Below are 19942 nucleotides of genomic sequence, written 5' to 3'. Positions count from 1 at the left end.
GTTGATAGAAAAAAAGGGTTACGGAGCGATTCCGTAACCCTTTTGTGTGGTGGTTGGTTATTCGTTGTTAGATTATCCAAGGACAACTAAAAACAAACAACTGTCAACCAAAAAATAACCAACAACTAACCATTTTTCTCCAGCTGCTTCACCAGAACCTCGAAATCTTTTGGGTACGGAGCTTCAATTTTTACTTCTTCCCCATTCAGTAAATTAAAGGTCAGTGAGTACGCATGCAGAGCGACGCGTTTCATCAGAGGTTGCTCGTCAGTATCTTTTTTAAGATTGAATTTCTTCTTCAACTGAGACAGAAAAACGGGCTTCCCGCCGTAGGTTTCATCCGAAACGATGGGAGCTTTCATACACATCAGGTGTACGCGAATCTGGTGCATGCGGCCCGTAATAGGTAAGCATTCCACAATGGTATATTGGCGGTAGGCTTTCAGCGTAAAAAACAGCGTTTCGGCCTCTTTCCCTTTCGCCCGGTCAATCTTCACAACGCCATCGCGGGGCAGGGCCAGAATGGGCAAATACACCGATTCTCCCTGAAAATTGTGTACACCATTCACCACGGCATGATACCGTTTCACCGTCTCACGGTGCTCAAACTGCATGGATAAATGTCGGTATGCTTCGGGGTTTTTAGCAATCGCCAGAGCACCTGACGTTTCTTTATCCAGACGATGGCAAAGCTGGGCGTCATCACTATACGCTTTAGCCATCCTTAAAATACTCAGGGAGTTATCCGCCTGACGCTCATCGAGCGAGGCAATGTAAGGGGGTTTATTAATAACGATGTAATCTTCGTTTTCGAAAATGATTAAATCCTTAAAATTCAGTGGCTTCATGCCGCAAAGGTACGGCTTTCAATCGTTATCTGATTTACAGAACTAATCTTTCCTTTTTAATTTAAGCGATAAAATTCACCCGCCGGGGCTGGGTGTTTTATCATCCAGCAACGTAGAATCGGCGACAATTCCTGTTTCGGGAGCTCCAGCTTCAATCCAGCGGCGAACAAAGTCAATCTGACCAACCGATAGAGGTGAACCACCTAACGGCATGGGACTACCGTAGAATTTTCCCCCGTGGTGCGAAGCATCGAAATTCAATTTATGATAAAACAGGCTTTCCAGGGATTTGTAAGGTTTAACCCGTAACAAACCATCCGAAATAGCCAGTGCATTAACCGGAGCTACATTAAAGAGATTTTTGTAAGCCTGTCCAGCCGCTAATACTAATTGATGAGTAGCATACCCTGGGTCCTGCGGAGAGGCATGGCATCCCGCCGTTGCACAGGTCGGCGTCAGAATTCGGCGTTGAATTTGCGAAAATGTACTGGATGGGGGAACCGTCGGGCTTGGTTCGGGGCTGGGTTTCTTTTTACAGGCACTTATCCCAATTCCCAGCATTAATAGGTAAACTAGTAAATTTCGTATCATCAGCATCGCTCGTAGTAGTCAACGTACTTCGGTAAACGTTACAAATCGCTTTAGTATTGAAATGATGGTTTAAATTCATCGGGAAATTCGGCGTGGATTCTGTATTTTGCCACCTTTTCAACGCAACACAGTACATGGACGCCTTTGAATCTCGTATTGACTTAAGTGAACTTTACCAGACCGTGGCCGACATTCGGACGGAAGTAGGTAAGATAATTATTGGGCAGCAATCCATGATTGACCTGCTTTTGACGGCTCTTTTCGCAGACGGTCACGTGCTTATCGAAGGCGTACCCGGTGTGGCGAAAACGCTGACGGCAAAGATACTGGCGAAAACGATTTCGGTAGATTTCAATCGAATTCAGTTTACGCCCGACTTAATGCCATCAGACGTGTTGGGAACTTCCGTTTTCAATCCTAAAACCTCTGATTTTGAATTCAAACCTGGACCTATTTTCTCGAACATCGTTCTGATTGATGAGATCAACCGGGCTCCGGCCAAAACGCAGTCGGCCCTATTTGAAGTCATGGAAGAGCGGCAGGTAACTAACGCGGGCCATACTTATCACATGACGGCTCCGTTTCTGGTGTTAGCTACGCAAAACCCCATTGAGCAGGAAGGAACGTATCGTTTACCTGAAGCCCAACTGGATCGTTTTCTATTTAAAATTGTCGTTCAATACCCTTCGCTGGATCAGGAAACGGAAATTCTAAAGGGCCACCACCAACGCCGCCAGATTGCGGATGCGATGGATACCATTCAGGCCATTCTTTCGAAAGAACAATTAGCGGCCTTACGCGAAAAAGTTCGGCAGGTATTAATCGAAGATAAAGTTCTGACTTACATCGCTCAGATCGTTCACGAAACGCGTAATTCCAAGTTTCTTTACCTGGGGGCTTCTCCACGGGCATCGGTAGCTTTATTAAATGCATCCAAAGCCTTAGCCGCCCTGCGAGGCCGCGATTTCGTTACCCCCGAAGACGTACAGGAGTTAGCCACTCCGGTCTTACGTCACCGACTGATTCTTACGCCCGAAAAAGAAATGGAGGGCACTACGCCAGATGCGATTATCGATCAGATCATCAAGAAAATCGAAGTGCCGCGTTGAGTTTTCAGTGGGCGGTTTTCTATTTTCAATGAACATCCGTTGCCAGCTTTTTCGCTGGTAACATTGAGTATAAGACCATTGCATCAACAATAACAACTGAGTTGACTGGGTCTATCCAGAACGGGTTTGGATAGACCCAGTCATTCAAGAATACTTTCCTACCAGTAACTCATGCTGCCAGCGAAAAAGCTAGCAACGGCAGGGTAAGCATACACCTCCCCCAGTAGAGTTAACGATGGATAATGGATAACCCCGAAGAGGCATTCTAACACCCAAGGTTATCCGCATTGAACCCCTCTCGGGTTCTTGTTCATGATCAATTGCTTACGATTCTACCATAAGAATACTTTCCACCAGTAACTCATGTTGCCAGCGAAAAAGCTGGCAACGACAGGGTAAGCATACGTACGCCTCCCCCAGTGGAGTTAAAACTATGGGTAATTCCAGGTGCTAAGCCAGGGATTTTTTTAGATCCCCGATCTATATCATAATTCCTTCTTTTGCTGGCAACAGTCATTGTAAGACCATCGCATTGACAACCCCAGCGGGGGTCAATATTAGGTAGCTACGGATAACAACCCGGGGAAATAAATCCTATCTTACAGCCGTTTAGCATTCAGATTTTCATTGAAACTGAAAACAGACAACTCCTTACTTCAATCTAAATTCCTTTATACTCTATGCGTGGGCTTCGGGTGCTTGGGCTGCTGGCTCTGTCTGTCTTTTTTTCGACTTGTTCGAAACTCAATGAGGTCGTTATTCGGGCTACAAACTTTGAAGATGAAATTCAGTTAGCTCAAAATCTGGTTTTTACTTTTAATAAAGACCTCGTTCCTGATGCAGAGCTGGGAACCTGGCAAAGCACGAAGTTCATCGAGTTCGAACCTGCCATTCAGGGCCGATTTAAATGGGTAGGTAAAAACGAGCTGGTCTTTTCGCCCACCGCTTCCTTCCAGCCCGCCACCGAGTATCAGGCCCGGCTTTCCGATAAGTTACTCACGCAGGTAAAAGAGCAGTCTCTGGGTGTTTCTTCCGAAAAGCTCCATTTTCATACGCCTTATCTACAACTTCAAACCACCGAAGCCTATTGGACCAAGGCGAAAACGAGCGGACAGGCCGTAGCCAAACTCCGGCTGAATTTCAATTATCCGATTTCCGGCGGTCAGGTAGGCTCCAAACTGAACGTTACCCGAAAAGATGAAAAGGTGGGCTTTAGCGTAGCTCAACAGGGCACTACGGCTTCCCTGCCTCTTAGCTTGTCCGGCGTTCAGGATGCTCAGACACTGAACTTGAAACTCGATGCAGGCATTCAGGCTGTTTCTACTTCCTACCAGTCAAAAGAACCCATCGAGTTAAAGACGACTTTACCCGACCCCAAAACGCTGGAAATTGTTGGTGTAGAATCAGGTTTCGAAAATAATCGTGGCTTTATTAAAGTAACCACCACCCAGGAACTGAATCCTGAATCCATTACTTCGGCGTATGCACTGAACGCCAGCACCCACACAAAAGCGGTTACTGAATACGACAGTTTAGGAAACCCTTTACCCGCTAAAGAAACCCAAACCAGCGTTGCTACGCAGACGGAGCTATTAGAAAACGGACTTATCATCCGAGGCGATTTCAACGAAACGGATACCTATACCTTAACGCTCAATGAGCAGTTGCGGGGTGTTCTTGGCCCGGCTCTTAGCGAGACGTACACCAAAGATTTATACTTTGGACGAATGCCCGCCGCTCTGGAATTTGTGCATAAAAAAGCGGTATATCTCAGTTCCAAAGGGCACCGGAATGTGGCCGTTCAGGTAACCAACATCCCCAAAGTACAGGTTCGGATTTCGAAGATTTACGAGAACAATATTCTGGCTTACCTCCGTAATAACCGGTACCGTGATTATCGCTACGAGAATGATGCCTACGTTGAAGGGGGCTATGTGTATTCCGAAGATGGTGGAGCTTATTCGGATCTGGTGGTTAATAAAACCATTGAAACCGAAGATTTACCCAAAAATGGCGGCGTTTCCTTACTGAACCTCAGCTTGCCTGACCCGACGAACCAGTTCCGGGGAATTTATCTGGTTTCGCTGCATTCGGCTGACGAATATTACCATTCCGCCACCAAGCTGGTCAGCATTTCTGATATTGGCTTAGTGACTAAAAACGCAGGCGATGAATGCCTCGTTTTTGCTCACTCCATCCGTTCCACCGAACCTCTGAGTAATGTTGAGATCAAGCTGGTCTCTTCGAACAACCAGACCATTCAAACCGCCAAAACCGACTCGAAAGGCGTTGCTTTATTTAAAGACTTAAAAGAAACTTCTTTCACTACGGCACTGGTAACGGCTCAGACTGAAGACGATTTCAATTACCTTTTTCTGGAAGATACGCAGGTGCCCACCAGTCGTTTTGAAGTGGACGGCAAACGAGACAATAGCTCGGGTTTTGAAGCTTTCCTCTACGGCGACCGCAACATTTACCGCCCCGGTGAGACGGTTCATTTTAATACCATTGTACGTAAACACACCTGGGAAACACCGGGTGAAATTCCGTTAAAAATTCGTTTTCTGATGCCAAACGGTCGGGAATACCAAACGCTTCGACTGACTACCAATGCCCAGGGAGCCGTAGCCGCCGATATTCCCCTTGAAACAGCCGTTGTTACCGGGACGTATCAGTTGGAAGTATTGAATGCCAATGATGTCATTCTGACTTCGCAGCCCATTTCGGTAGAAGAATTCATGCCGGATCGTATCAAAGTTGAAGTAAGATCACCGAAAGAACGCTATAATTCCGGTGAAACGGTACCCATTTCGGCCACGGCTACCAACCTCTTCGGTCCTCCGGCATCGGATCGAAATTATGAGATGGATGTACAGGTGAAGCGGCAACTTTTTCAGCCTAAGGGTTACGAAAGTTTTGTCTTCGATATACAGGACAATACCAAGTTTGAAAACATGGTTCGGCAGGGCAAAACCAATGCCGCCGGACTGGCCACGGAAGGTTTCGTATTACCCGCTAGCTGGCAGGACATGGGTTTGCTGGAAGCTAAAGCCTTTGTAACCGTCTTCGACGAAACGGGTCGTCCGGTGAATCGTTTGCAGACGTTTACGATACAGACACAGCCCATTTTATACGGCATCGGCATGCCCGATACCTATGTGGGTACCAATGCTCCGGTTACGATTCCACTCGTCGCCTTAAATGCGGATGGAAAGCTCCAAAATACTCAAGGTCAGCTTGACATCGTCAAGCACGATTACCAGACGGTTATTGAAAAAAACACGGATGGTTCGATGAAATATTCGTCCAAAAAACAATCAAAAATCGTCTTTAGTCGAGCCGTTGCCTTCACCAAAGGCCGGGCTTCGGTGAGTTATGCTCCCCCCGTTTCCGGGGAATACGAAGTTCGTCTTCATCGGGCAGGTTCGCGAAACTGGACGAGTCAGTCGTTTTATGCCTACGGTTACGGTCAAACCAGTTCCACTGCTTTTGAAGTAAATAATGAAGGTCAGGTAGAAATGACGTTCGATAAACCTTCCTATCAGGTTGGCGATCAGGCGAAAGTATTATTCAAGACGCCTTTTTCGGGAAAACTGTTAGTTACCATTGAACGCAATCGTGTGCTTGAGCATCACGTGTTGACCACTGATCATAAATCTGCCGAGTTAAGTTTCTCGGTAGGTAAAGAGCACTTGCCTAACGTTTACGTAGCAGCGACGCTTTTCCGGGAAATGAATGACGAAGATTTACCGCTGACGGTAGCTCACGGGTATGCTCCCCTTATGGTTTCGGATGCCGATAACCAATTAGACGTAGCCATTACTTCCGTCGAAAAATCCCGGTCGAAAACGCGTCAGACGATTCGTGTAAAAACCGCCCGGAATGCTCAGGTAACCCTTGCCGTGGTGGACGAAGGCATTCTTCAACTGAAAAACTACAAATCTCCTGATGCCTATGGCTTCTTTTATCAGAAGCGGGCCCTGGAAGTGAATGACTATGATCTCTACGCCTATCTGCATCCCGAGTTAGGCATTCGCTCGCGAAGCTCTGTCGGTGGAGATGGGTTTGATATGGAAAAACGGGTGAATCCACTAGCCAACGGTCGGGTGAAACTCGTGGCTGTCTGGAGCGGAATCCTGCACACAAATGCCAGCGGTGAGGCCAGCTTTAACGTAGACATCCCCCAGTTTTCGGGTGATTTACGAGTCATGGCTGTGGCCTATAAAGACCAAGCGTTTGGGTCAGCCACACAGCACATCAAAGTTGCCGACCCGCTGGTAATTAGCACGGCCCTACCTCGTTTTGCCAGTCCTTCCGATGAACTGATTGTCCCGGTTAACATTACAAATACCACGAAGAAGACAGCCTCCATAACCGCAACTTTACAAGCGACGGGAGCCTTACAAAACCAGACGCCAGCTCCGCAAACCCTCAGCATTAATCCTGACGCCGAAGGTCGGGTTAACTTCAACATCAAAGCCGCTCAGGCCATTGGCACGGGTAAGGTAAAAGTGTCAGTCAAGGGACTGGGAGAAACGTTTACGGAAGAGGTTGACCTTACCGTTCGGCCTAGTGTTGGCTTAGTGAAAACTTCTGTTTCAGGAACCGTAAATGCCGGGCAAACGGCTACCTTACCGCTTTCGCTTCAGGAATTTGTTCCCGGAACCGTTAAGGCTTCCTTACGAGTAAGTCGCTCGCCACTGGTTTCGCTCTCGGATCGGCTCGATCATTTACTGAGTTATCCTTACGGATGTCTGGAGCAATCGGTTTCGGCGGCGTTTCCACAGTTATACTTCGCCGATCTGGTCAAGACGATTCAAACGGATCGGAAACCGTACCTAAAGTCTGGTACCTCAGACCTGAACCCAGCGGCTAATGTAGCGGCAGCTTTACGTAAAATTGAAACGTTGCAGTTGTATAACGGCGGTTTAGCCATGTGGCAGGCGGGTCAACGCGACGAATGGTGGGCAACGGCTTATGCAGTGCATTTTATGATTGAAGCTCAAAAAGCTGGCTATGAAGTAAATGCCAACACGCTGAGTAAAGCCTTGGATTACCTCAACCAGCAGGTAAGCAAGCAGGCCAATGAGAAGGCTGTTATTCTTAATGAAGACGGCAGCATCACGAATCGAATGCAAGCTCGTCGTGAAACCATTTATAGCCTCTATGTTTTGACGCTGGCGGGCCGTTCCAATCGCTCAGTGATGAATTATTACAAGGCCAATACGTCTTTATTGACCACTGACTCGCGGTATTTGCTGGCAGCGGCCTTCGGTTCGCTTGGTGATGAAACCAGTAAATCGGCCTTATTGCCCAAACAGTATCCAGTCGATCAAAGTCCGCGGCAAACGGGAGGTAACTTTTCAAGCCCCATTCGGAATCAGGCTCTGGTACTGAATACCTTACTGGAAACGGATGCGACTAACCCCCAAATTCCGGGACTGGCTCGGCAGCTTTCGGCAGCGGTACGGCAAAATCACTGGCTTTCTACACAGGAAGAAAGCTTTGCCCTGCTCGCCTTGGGTAAACTGGCTAAACAGTCGGCTGCCTCTACCGCCACCGCTCAAATCAAGGCAGCCGGACGTTCTCTGGTCACCTTTACGGGTAAGGATTTATTCATCAATAAAGGATTACAAACGCCACTCACCCTCGCCACTTCGGGCAAAGGTTCGCTCTATTACTTCGCTCAGGCAGAAGGTCTATCACAGGGGAATACTGTTCCGCTGGGTGATCAGATTCTGGAAGTTCGGAAACAGTATCTTGACCGAAGTGGACAGCCCATTACCCGTAATCTTCGGCAAAATGAGCTAATCGTTGTTCGGGTAACGGTGCGAACGCAGAATGGATTACCCGTTGAAAATGTGGTGATCACGGATATGTTACCAGCGGGGCTGGAAATCGAAAATCCCCGCATTACACCTGAACGCGACCTAAGTTGGATTAAAGGCCAATCCTACCCCGAGCACTTTGATTTACGTGACGACCGGATTCATTATTTTGTATCGGTTTCCGGAAAATCCCAAACGTATTATTATTTAGCCCGAGCCGTATCCAAGGGCAAATTCACCGCTGGCCCGGTATCAGCCGATGCGATGTATAACGGAGAGTATCGAAGTTATTCAGGCGGTGGAATTGTAACGGTTGAATAAGTCTAAGGCGGTTTTTAAGTACCGTTTGGGATTACAAATCCCTGACAGATTGATTTCGGATTACAAATCCGAAAGAGCGGTCTGTCTTTGTGATGGTTATTAACTAGAGATGCCGCTGCCAGCGTGGCCCGGCCAGCCTTTTTGCTGGCAGCACTAACCTAGGCTATGAAGTATATAATGTTTATCAACATAGCCTGAACAACCTTTTCGCTGACATCTAAGGTAACCCCATACATGCCTGACCCAAATATTCTCAATACCACCCCACTGGAAGCCTATCTAACTCTTTCATCACTCGACGAAGCCAAGCGACTGCGAAAGAGGTAGCTGGTTTTTACGCTATGGATCGCGGTCCTACATTCTTGATCGTGCGTGTTTTTCGAAAAAAGGCTTTTATTTCGTAGTGAAAAATGTAGAATTATGAAAATTCTAGTGGTTGAAGACGAGCAGGATGTAGCCTCTTTCATCAAAAGCGGACTGGAAGATTATGGCCTCGAAGCAGATATTGCGGATGACGCTTTCCGGGCTCAGCAGTTGCTGAAAGAACAGGAATACGGAACGGTAATTCTGGATGTGAACCTGCCGATTATGAACGGTTTTGAGCTTTGTAAGATCATTCGGGAAAAATACGAAGACGTGTCTATCCTGATACTAACGGCTTTCGGAACGACCGATAATGTCCTGACGGGCTTTGATGCCGGGGCGGATGATTACCTCGTAAAACCCTTCGAATTTCGGGAGCTAATGGCTCGGTTACGGGCGTTGAACCGACGGCGATTAACCGTTCCGACGGAAGCTGTGATTCTAAAAATCGCTGATTTGGAGTACAATCAGAAAAGTAAAACGCTGAAACGCGATAATCAGAAAATCAGTCTTACCGCTCGTGAGCTGGCCTTATTGGAATTTTTCCTGAAAAACCAGAATCGGGCTTTATCCCGCAGCGAAATCGCTGAGAAAGTTTGGGATGTGAACTTCGATACGGGTACGAACGTAGTAGATGTATATGTGAATTACCTCCGTAAAAAGATTGATAAAGACTTTTCGCCCAAGCTGATTCATACCATCAGCGGCATCGGTTATATCATGCAGGAGGTTCAGGATTAGAACAATCACTAACTATTTTCCTACTGTCATTCAGAGTGAAGCACAGAAACTAATTTAGAGTTGGTGAACTGTTTCTGACTGAAGACCAATTAGCGTTTTTCCAGGTTCGTCTCTTGTCTAAAGAGTATCTAATACCTCTTCCAAGATAACAGATTAAAGAAATGACTATTTCTACTTCTGTCATTCAGAGCGAAGAACCCTATCTAGGTTTGAGTAACACTTTCTAACTGAGGGGGAACCATAATCTCCAGGTTCGTCTCTTGTCTAAAGAATGTCTCTTACTACGTTTGAGATGACAGACTGGAGAATCATATTTTATGGATGAATCACGTCTCTACTAAGGCTAGTCATTGATCAAACTTTCAGACCATCTCAAACGAATCAATCCCTTCAAGTACAATGAAAATCAGATCCAAGCTTTCTGTCACCTTCTTGCTCATCGTGGCAGCCAACCTGGTTCTATTTTCCTCGGTGGTTTACTTCGTTTCTGAATATTTCCGACAAAAGGATTTTTACCTGCGACTAACCGATAAGGCCAAAACTACGGCCCGGTTGCTCATCGAAGAGCAAAAGATTGATGCAAAACTGCTCCAGCTTTTCGAACGGAATAACCTGACTTCCTTGCCGCAGGAGCAGATCATTGTTTATAACCTTCAAGGCAAAATCATTTATGAGAGCGAAAATCGCCCCGATCGTATTGTCGATGAACTGGATTTACTGAATCGGGTTCGCCAGAAAAATGAAGTTTTTGTTCGCTATGGCAAAAAAGAAATCGTTGGGTTAATTTACGAACATGAAGACACCAACCTGATTATCATCGCGTCCGCCTACGATGAATATGGTCTGACCGAAATGAAACACCTTCGAACTATTTTAGGCTTTGGTTTAGTATTCAGCCTGACGCTGGTAGGCATTTCGGGCTGGTTTTTCGCGGGTCGGGCGTTGCAGCCCATTTCGGATGTTGTTCAACAAGTAGGTCAGATTAAGGCTCTTAACCTTAATCAACGCGTAGTGGCGGGTAATGATCACGACGAAATTGCCCAGTTGGCTCACACCTTCAATTCCATGCTTGACCGCGTGCAGAAAGCCTTTGCAGTGCAGCGGGATTTTGTGGCCAACGCTTCCCACGAATTACGCACACCTCTAACCATCATTACCGGACAAATTGAAGTAACCCTCATTAAACCCCGTACGGCGGAAGAACACGAGGCCAAGTGGAAAACGGTACTGGAGGCTATTAAGCGTTTGAATAACCTTTCCAATAACCTGCTCGAACTCGCCCAGGTCAGCCAGGATGATTCTACCGTTACTTTTCAGGAAGTTTCGCTCGATGAGGTCATCTATGATGCAGCCAAGTTATTAACGACCAAACATCCGCATTACCAGATGATTTTCTCTTTTGAGGGCACAACAGCCGAGTTCCAGCCCGAGCTGATTGTCAAAGGGAACCAGTCTTTATTAACGACGGCCTTTCTCAATTTGATGGAAAATGGCTGTAAGTTTTCCGAAAATAAGCAGGTTAAGGTCACGCTTGGCGTGCATTCGGCGGGGGCTACCATTAGCTTCGCCGATCAGGGCGTAGGCATTAGCGAGGAAGACCTCAAGCATATTTACGAGCCTTTCTTCCGGGCCGATAACGTCAAGCGAATTCATGGCTATGGCATTGGCCTGCCCCTCACCCATCGCATCATCGAACTACATCACGGCAGCATTCAGGTTGTCTCTCACCCAGGCGTCGGAACGACCATGACGCTGCACTTACCCAGGGTTTTCTAATCGATTTCTAATCATTTTCTCACCATTCTCTAATAACCTTCTAATGGACTCCTAATGTCCTGTAAAGTAGCCTTGTCTATCTTTGTTCTAAGCTAAAATATGTTCATTATCAGCTTTCTTTGAATAGCGATCTATTTTAGTTTATCCTACCCACGTGAGATTCACTGAATTGATTTCAGCGAATGTTGATCGTAGACGGTGTCTTCATTTAAGCCCTTTCTACACATGAAAAAACATCCTTCTGCTGAATCAAGCCTTATAGGTGACATTCGGGGCGGAGTCGTTTCCTTTCTGGTAGCCGTACCCCTCTGTTTAGGTATTGCACTGGCTTCGGGCGTCCCGCTGTTTGCAGGTATCATCGCAGGAATTGTGGGCGGCCTGATAGTGGGAAGTTTTAGTAAATCAGCCCTCAGTATTTCCGGGCCAGAAGCAGGCCTGATCATCGTCGTGTTATCGGCCATGGACAGCCTCGGAACGTTCTCTACTTTTCTGTTAGCCACCTGTCTGGCGGGAATTATTCAGATTTTGCTGGGTTACGCCCGGGCCGGAATCATTAGTAATTTCTTTCCATCGTCGGTCATTAAAGGAATGCTCGCCGCCATTGGCATCATCCTCATTTTCAAGCAAATTCCTTTGCTTGTAGGTTACGATGGCGATCATGCCGAAGCCTTCACCCTTTTCCAGCCCGATGGAATCAATATACTCAAACAGTGCCAGTGGGCATTTGCTCATATTAATGCCACGGCAATCCTGATTGCTTTGATTTCGATGGGTATATTTTTTATCTGGGAATTCATTCTTCCCCGAAAACAGACCTCACTTTCAAAGATTCCACCGGCTTTGATTGTAGTAGCCACAGCCGTTCTGATTAATACCTTTTTTCAGCTATTTCACCCAGCCTGGGCTCTGAAAGACAATCATTTAGTACAGTTACCCGTTCCGGCTGATTTCTCTGGTTTTCTGAAGTTATTCACCTTACCCGATTTCAGCCAGATCAATAACCCGAGGGTATATACAGCCGCTATTTCCATTGCTCTGGTGGCTAGTCTGGAGGCTTTATTATCAATTGAAGCGACGGATGAGCTCGATCCGCTCAGTCGTAAAACACCTTCGAACCAGGAATTGAAAGCTCAGGGCATTGGGAATCTGATGAGTGGACTCATGGGCGGGATGCCTCTAACCTCGGTTATTGTCCGCAGTTCGATTAGTCTGAATGCCGGAGCCCGAACCAAAAGGGCGGCACTCATTCACGGATTTATGTTACTGGTTTGTGTGATAACCTTGCCGAACCTGCTCAATGAAATTCCCTGGGCAGCCCTGGCGTCAATTTTGTTTATAACGGGTTACCGACTCGCCCGAATTGAGTTATTCAGAAGCCAGTATGAGGCAGGGTTAGTCAGGTTTTTACCTTTTATTACTACCGTAGGAGCTATTCTATTAACGGATTTAATAGCAGGTATTGCCATTGGTATGTTGATGAGTTTATTTTTCATCATCCGTGAAACGTACCTCAAAGCCCATCAAACCTATACCTATGAAATGAATGGCAAAGAAAGTATTCGCATTCGGCTGGGGGATTACGTTTCCTTTTTAAATAAAGCCAGTATCAGTGCCTTACTGGATCGGATTCCGAATGGGACACGAGTAGAAATTGATTATACCCAAACGAGTTATATCGATAGTGACGTACAAGACATTCTCCAGCGATTTGAGACCAGTGCTCAAGCCCGTAATATTTACCTCATTCGGCTGGACACCAATTTAGAAATTCCACACTTCATCAACAGATAGTTGTCTAAAACAGACCAGAGGTATTTTAAAGGTAAGGAGTTAGTTTGATAAGAACCCTTTTCATCCGAGGGTTTTGGTAGTAGAAAGGTAAAGGCCGTATAAGCCTTTACCTTTTTTGTTCTTACTCGTCATTCTTGATCAACCGTCCCTGCCGGGATTGATGGCCAGCCTGAACTTTCCAGATAAACAGTCCCGAAGACAAACTGGATAAGTCTAACTCAAATCGGTGATCTTTTGACACATCAGAGCTCCTCTGTGATACCAGTGGTTGGCCCATGAGGTTGTATAACTGGATCTGAGCCGAAGAAGCCTGCGGCAGCGTAACCGACACTACTGCCCGATTCCGGGCAGGATTTGGGGCAACCAGCACTGCTATCTGAGGTGAGGTGGGCTCGACAGCCGTTGGGGCTTCGATACGAACCATCACTGACTGTGAGGGAACTGAGCACCCATCCCGCGATACAATTACTACATAACTGCCGCTACTTCTGGAACCTTTTAACACCAGACGAGCTCCATTAGCTCCGGTCACATTTGCATTATCCTTCCGCCATAGATAGTTATAATTTAGTCCTGAAGGGGCATTCAGAATCACACTATCAGGCTCCATGACCTGAAGTGACGTAGCTGGCGTGATATTCGATACCAGATCTGCTCCCTTTTCAGTAATGACCTTAACCGTCGAACGAGTATAACAACCTAGCGTATCGGTGACGGTTACGTAGTAGCTACCCGGAGCAGAGGCGTTATACTGTCTCGAGGTTCCACCAGTCACGGGAGCTGAGCCCAATTCCCATTTGTATCTATACGAAGGCTGCCCGCCCGTAACAACTGCAGTCAATAAAGCTCCGCCGCCTTTGCAATACGAGGTATCGCCTGTAATGACGGGTTTGGGAGAATCTTTCAACGTAATCACCTGAATATTAGAGGTGCTCATGCAGCCCTTAGAATCCTCCACACTCAGGTAATAAGAACCGGCTTTGCTAATGCTTACATTTTTACCCGTTCCAACTACTGTATTGCCTTCCCGCCAGCTATATTTTACCGCTCCCAGCGTATCCGTAACCGAGCCTAACAGCGTCAATGTATTACCCGAACACACATAAGTCAGGTTATTGGATGCCCGGATGGAAGTTCTGATTTTACAACTATTGACCTGTACATAGGCAGTATCGCGGGACACGCAGTTTTTACTGTCCACCAGCGTTAGAATTACATTCGTGTTATTTGTAAACGGAGCAAACGTGGGGTTAGCCTCGCTGTAGGACTGCGTCCCGGGGAAAGTGTCCCAGTAATACGTATAGCCGGGCGTTCCGCCGGAAGCAGTAGTAACGTTCAGCTTTTTCAAATCATATACCTCTGATCCCGTCAGCGTGGCACCGGGACCCGCGTTAGCCTTAGGCGAAGGAAAAATCTCTGTTTTAACCAAAGGAGACTTAGCCTTACAGCCATTCGAATTAGAAATTTCAAGCGTGTATTCTGCTGCGTCCTTGACATAAATGGGAGCACTGCTTTTGCTGATTTCCGTTCCGTTCCGCGTCCAGCTATAGGTTTCTGCTTTAAAGTTGGGCCCCGCATAGATTTGGAGTTTAGTGCTATCTTTATCGGCAGAGCAAAGCCAATTTCTTTGGGTGGAAGTATAGGCAGGCGTAATGTAAAGCATTGGCTTGATAATCGTCACAACCGTACTTTGCGGCTTAGAAACGCAGCCATTGGTATCCTTAGCCGTCACGCTATACGTACCGGAGGTCTTTACAGCCAGTGAGGCCAGGTTTGCACCCGAGGAATCCACCTCGTTTCTTTTCCACTGATACGTGTAGACAGACCCCAAACCCCCTGACGCTTTAGTTGCTAAGGTAATTGTCGTTCCCTCGCAGATTTCGTCTTTATTACCCGTAATAGTCGTTAGGGTAGGCAATGCGGTTAAGGTAATGGTCAATGCATTCGAAGTAGTGGTGCAGCTGCCCTGAGTTACGACTACGAAATACTTCCCAGCCTGACTCGCCGTAAATTCGGCGGAGTTTGTCCCAACATTGACACTATCTTTTTTCCACTGATACGAGTAAGCCGTCGAAGCCGTACTGGTGGGTTTCGCCGTCAGTTTCAAGCTCGTTCCCGTACAAATGGCCGTCGATGAGGGAGCAGTAATGAGGGCCGTTAACGAGCAGTCTATACCTAATTTGTATAACTCAGGCACATAATAATTAGTCTGGGTAGACGTATTTTTTCCTTTGAGTTTATAGGCAGTATAGTAAATTCCTCCGTCCGTAGCAGCTACAATTGTTCCGCCAAAACCGATATTCTTAGTCCATTTCAGACTTCCTGTAGTACTATACTTTTTCAGATCAAAGCTTTCCGCACTATTCTTTACCAAAGCCACAATTTCGTTAGTAATGGTCAGAATAATCTGTTCTGCCTGCTGACTAATAGTAATAGACATTTGACCTAAAGCACTAATTTTAACGATACTAGTCCCCGTACGAACCCACAGACTTCCGTCACTTTGCAACAGCCCATTGGCGACTCCGTCTACATTAAGTTTCCAGACTTGATTACCCGTACTGGTTACTTTGGTAATCGTTTTGGAATCATTAATATAAATGAAGGAATCATTACTAATTAGAAAACTACCTGAGTATCCCGACTTGGTCCAGCTTATTTTTCCCGCCGAGTCATATTTACGCAGACCGTCTTTTGCCAGTAATACAAACCCTCCATCTGAGGTAGTCGATAAGGCTGAAATCGTTGGAGAGCCAGCAATAGTTTCAGTTAAAATAGCCGTAATAACCCCAGACTTTAGCTGATAAACGGTCTGTTTATTCGTAACCAAATTGGTATAATAAAAATAGAAAATATCAGACGATGCCTGATAAATGACGGGTAAAGCATTGACTACCCGGGCATCTTGTGGAGTGGCTACTTTCCACTGTAACACGTGGGTATCATTATATCTTTTGATGGAGTCCTGACTACTTAGGATCATCCCATTTTCCTGCACGGCTGTTAGTGCATTGTAGGAAGAGATACATGGAGTGCCTAGGCCAGGCGTTCGGGAACAGCTTTGTAAGGTAGTCGTTAACTTGGCATTAGCCGAATTAAAAGAGGCCAGTTCTTCCAAACCAAACGAAGAAGACGGACCCGTATTAGAAGCCCGAGCTAAAGCAAATACCTTGTTTTTTCCTGAAGCAAGCGACAAATCATAACTAGGTGCATAGTTCGGCATCGTTGGATCCAGGCTATACGTAAATTCCTCCTTTGGAGCCGTCGTCTGGGCCCAGATTTGAAGGCTACTTATCAAAATAAAAACGCCGAGTAAATACTTTTTCATAAAAAACTGATTGGGTTGGGCCTTCGCCACGACTACTTTTCTAACCATTACGTAGATACAAAAAAAGGAAATTCCCCGCAGAAGTTTTTTCTTCCACGGGGAATTTACGGATAAATATCAGCTATTTACTTTCCGGCCTTTGCTAATTTCCCGGAGCTTTCTTTGGCTAAAATCGTTAAAGCGTTCACCAGCCGATCCAGATCCGACGGTAGAATGTACACATGAGGCGTTACCCGAACGCCTTTCACATTTTCCTTATCTATCGGCGTGGTATGAATCTTAAACCGGGTTAGTAACTGACTTTCCAGTTCGCCCGGCTTCAAGCCCTCTACCCCTACCACAGCCAGAGCTCCTGAATAGCCTTTTTTCAGGGAAGTATATAGCTCAATCCCCGGAATATCCTTCACTTTTTCGGCCCAGTAATTCTTGAGATAAAACAGTCGCTCGTACTTCCGGGCCGAGCCGATGGCGTTATTAAACTGAATGGCCTGAGCAATGGCCTGTTCGATGAAGAACGGTCGTGTGCCGAGATTTTCAAATTTGCGGATGTTATCCGATTGCGGCTGTTCATTGGGTACGAGCGGGAATACCTTCGAAATTTTCTCTTTCTTCACCCATAACATCCCCGTCCCAATCGGGGCACTGAGCCATTTATGTAGGCTCGTACCGAAATAATCGCAACCCAGCTCGGGGACTTTATAATCCAGATGCACAAAACTGTGGGCTCCGTCTACCAGCACTTCGATTCCCCGTTTGTGAGCCTCGTCCGCAATTTTCCGAACAGGTAATACCTGCCCCGACCAGTTAATGACGTGCGTCAGATGCACTACTTTCGTCTGGGGTGTCATTTGCTCCACAAAGAGTTTTACCATTCGGTTTTCGTCTTCGCAAGGCATGGGTAACTTCACGTAATTGAGCTTCAGTCCGTCGCGTAACTCGCGTTGCCGCCAGGCACTCATCATGTTGGGATAATCGAAATTGGAAACGACCACTTCGTCACCTCTTTGCAGGGGTAAACCCAGAATCACCGTGTCGAGAGCTTCCGTTGCATTTCGGTTAATGGCAATTTCTTCGGGCGAGGTTCCGGCTAGTTTAGCCAGTTGTTCCCGCAGCGGTTCCCGGCCCTGATCCAGCACCCGCCACATGTAGTAGCTCGGAGCTTCGTTGGAATACCTGAAGTAACGCTCTACGGCCTCCTGCACCAATGTCGGAGCCGGGCTTACGCCGCCGTTATTCAGATTCAGAGTGGTGGGAGAAACCGTATAGGCTTGTTGAATCATCGCCCAAAAATCTTCGTCTGCTGCCAGTGCTTCGGCACTTTTAGCGGATTGATACCGTTTAATTTCGGTAAAGTAAGATTCGGTAAGGGGTTTGAGTGAGGGAAACAGGACCCCGCTGGAAACAGCAATACGGGCCGACTGTCGGAAGAAAGAACGACGAGAGGATATCATAACCCATGACGTAGTTAGGATGAACAGGATTGCGGCCCGTAGGTAAATTAGTAGTTTTTTTCCAAAACCGCTACCGCCCAACGAAAAGAGCTATTTTTACGCGTCAAATTCCCGTTATCTTTCGACTGAAAGTACGTCTCGCTCCGAGTTTAAGTGCATTTTAAAACCCATTTGAGCCCCATAACCCGCAGCAAATCTTAAGTTTATACTGTATGGATATTACGCTAACCACCCTTTTTGTACTACTGGCCGTTGGGGCAAGTATATATGCCTGGAATAATGATTCCATCATGCGTCAATGGATTCTGAATCCCTATCAGGTACATCGTAAAAATGAATACTGGCGTTTTCTGACCTCGGGTTTCATTCACGCCGACATTGGCCACCTGGCCTTCAACATGATTTCGCTGTATTCTTTCGGGAATCTGGTGGAATATATCTTCTCGCAGGTTTCCCCCGTGGGCAGTTGGTTATTTGTGGCGTTGTACATCGGCGGTATTATCATTTCGGACATTCCTACATTCCTGAAACATAAGAACGATCCGGGCTATAATTCCCTCGGAGCTTCGGGTGGGGTTTCTTCCGTGATTTTTGCAGGCATTATGTTTGCCCCTACTACCCCCCTGCGTCTCTTTTTTATTCCGATTGACATTCCCGGCTGGATTTTTGGTGGTCTGTATCTGGCCTATACCTATTGGGAAGCTCAGCGTGGATTAGGTCGCGTTAACCACTCGGCTCACTTATGGGGAGCGTTGTTCGGCATTGTCTTCGCCATTGCTATTTATCCGCCCGTTATTCAGTTATTTATTAATCAGATTACTGGATAAGTTTAAAGCATTTTGAGTTACTTATTCTGTCAATAGATATTCATGTTTCGGCTGTTCTCTCAACCACATCCGATCGTCGAACGCTCCCGCTCCACGTTTTTGCTCTGTGCGGGAGCGGGCCTGTTTGTGGGCTTATTTCTGATGATTTTTCAGCCTTTCGGAAGTTATAATATTCATTCGCCCGACAAATGGATTATGCCCTGGGTGTATGGAGTCATTACGGGCGGCGTTTTGCTGATTCATTACTTCGTTTACCCTCGCCTGTTTCCCAGATTTTTTTCCGAAGAAAACTGGACAGTCGGGCGAAACATCCTGCTGATCTTAGCCCATTTCCTGGCTATTGGTAGTCTGAATTATCTCTATTATGCCCTTCGTTTTGAGGATTCTTTTCAATTTTCTCATCTGATTACCATGATGGGCTTTACGCTCCTGATCGGTGTCTTTCCAACGACGGCGTTTACTTTAACCGAATACGTTAGAAAACTCAAACGGTACAGTAACCCACCGCAACCCGAACCGCTCAGCACTCAGGAAGTCATCGCCGACACTTTTCACACGCTTCAGCTTACTGCCGAGAACGAAAAAGATACCCTGACACTTCCCGTTACGGATCTGCTTTATATGGAGTCAGCAGATAATTATTCAGAGGTAGTTTTCCGGGAAGGATACACGCTCCGCCGGGAGTTAATCCGCAGCAGCTTAAGCCGACTGGAGACACAGATTTCATACGACTTTATTACCCGTTGCCATCGTTCCTTTATTGTTAACCTCCATCAAGTGGAACACGTTACGGGTAATGCCCAAGGCTACAAGCTGCATTTGAAACACGGAGATAAACCTATTTCGGTGGCTCGCAAGTATTCTACGCTGGTCGAACATTTCAAATAAGCTTTGTCAAACATCCCCGTTGCTTTCCGATTATCCCAATCCTTTGTCAAACGTCCCAGCACACTGACAGACAGCCCTTT

11 protein-coding genes are annotated in these 19942 nt (G+C 46.6%); 7 read left to right on the top strand and 4 right to left on the bottom strand.

Annotated elements, in window-relative coordinates; genetic code table 11:
- Positions 1-125: 125 nt before the first annotated feature.
- Complete coding sequence (locus QE357_RS03390; protein ID WP_106636797.1) at positions 126-848, bottom strand: RluA family pseudouridine synthase; 723 nt, start codon at positions 846-848, stop codon at positions 126-128.
- A gap of 75 nt (positions 849-923) precedes the next feature.
- On the bottom strand, positions 924-1439 hold the full coding sequence (locus QE357_RS03385; protein ID WP_307142011.1) for a hypothetical protein: 516 nt from the start codon (positions 1437-1439) through the stop codon (positions 924-926).
- Between the two features lie 134 nt (positions 1440-1573).
- Between QE357_RS03385 and QE357_RS03380 the strand changes: the two genes are divergently transcribed.
- The 5 genes from QE357_RS03380 (at position 1574) to QE357_RS03360 (ending at position 13368) form a co-directional block, all read left to right on the top strand.
- Positions 1574-2548 carry a MoxR family ATPase gene (locus QE357_RS03380; RefSeq protein WP_309705818.1) on the top strand — a complete coding sequence of 325 codons (975 nt, stop codon included), beginning with the start codon at positions 1574-1576 and terminating at the stop codon, positions 2546-2548.
- A gap of 680 nt (positions 2549-3228) precedes the next feature.
- Positions 3229-8697: an alpha-2-macroglobulin gene (locus tag QE357_RS03375; protein WP_309705816.1), complete on the top strand. Its 5469-nt coding sequence runs from the start codon at positions 3229-3231 to the stop codon at positions 8695-8697.
- 420 nt (positions 8698-9117) lie between these two features.
- Complete coding sequence (locus QE357_RS03370; RefSeq protein ID WP_309705814.1) at positions 9118-9801, top strand: response regulator transcription factor; 684 nt, start codon at positions 9118-9120, stop codon at positions 9799-9801.
- Between the two features lie 399 nt (positions 9802-10200).
- A complete protein-coding gene (locus QE357_RS03365) occupies positions 10201-11577 on the top strand; it encodes a HAMP domain-containing sensor histidine kinase (RefSeq protein WP_106636793.1) in 1377 nt (458 codons plus the stop codon).
- Positions 11578-11802: 225 nt separating this feature from the next.
- Positions 11803-13368, top strand: a complete 1566-nt coding sequence (locus tag QE357_RS03360) for a SulP family inorganic anion transporter (protein ID WP_309705811.1) — start codon at positions 11803-11805, stop codon at positions 13366-13368.
- Between the two features lie 121 nt (positions 13369-13489).
- Here the strand turns inward: QE357_RS03360 and QE357_RS03355 are convergent, their stop codons facing one another.
- Together QE357_RS03355 and QE357_RS03350 are read right to left on the bottom strand one after the other, a co-directional pair.
- Positions 13490-16696, bottom strand: coding sequence for a T9SS type A sorting domain-containing protein (locus QE357_RS03355; protein WP_309705809.1), 3207 nt, complete (start codon positions 16694-16696; stop codon positions 13490-13492).
- 125 nt (positions 16697-16821) lie between these two features.
- Positions 16822-18147, bottom strand: coding sequence for an aminotransferase class V-fold PLP-dependent enzyme (locus QE357_RS03350; protein WP_309705808.1), 1326 nt, complete (start codon positions 18145-18147; stop codon positions 16822-16824).
- A gap of 212 nt (positions 18148-18359) precedes the next feature.
- Between QE357_RS03350 and QE357_RS03345 the strand changes: the two genes are divergently transcribed.
- On the top strand, positions 18360-18974 hold the full coding sequence (locus tag QE357_RS03345) for a rhomboid family intramembrane serine protease (protein WP_309705806.1): 615 nt from the start codon (positions 18360-18362) through the stop codon (positions 18972-18974).
- 42 nt (positions 18975-19016) lie between these two features.
- The gene (locus QE357_RS03340) at positions 19017-19862 is read left to right on the top strand and encodes a LytTR family DNA-binding domain-containing protein (protein WP_309705804.1); all 846 of its coding nucleotides are present in this window, start codon (positions 19017-19019) and stop codon (positions 19860-19862) included.
- The last annotated feature ends 80 nt before the right edge of the window (positions 19863-19942 follow it).

Origin of the sequence: Siphonobacter sp. SORGH_AS_0500, assembly GCF_031453245.1 — a bacterium.
Classification (GTDB): domain Bacteria; phylum Bacteroidota; class Bacteroidia; order Cytophagales; family Spirosomataceae; genus Siphonobacter.
The sequence above is the reverse complement of the archived record's forward strand: the minus strand, read 5'-3'. Positions and strand labels throughout refer to the sequence as shown.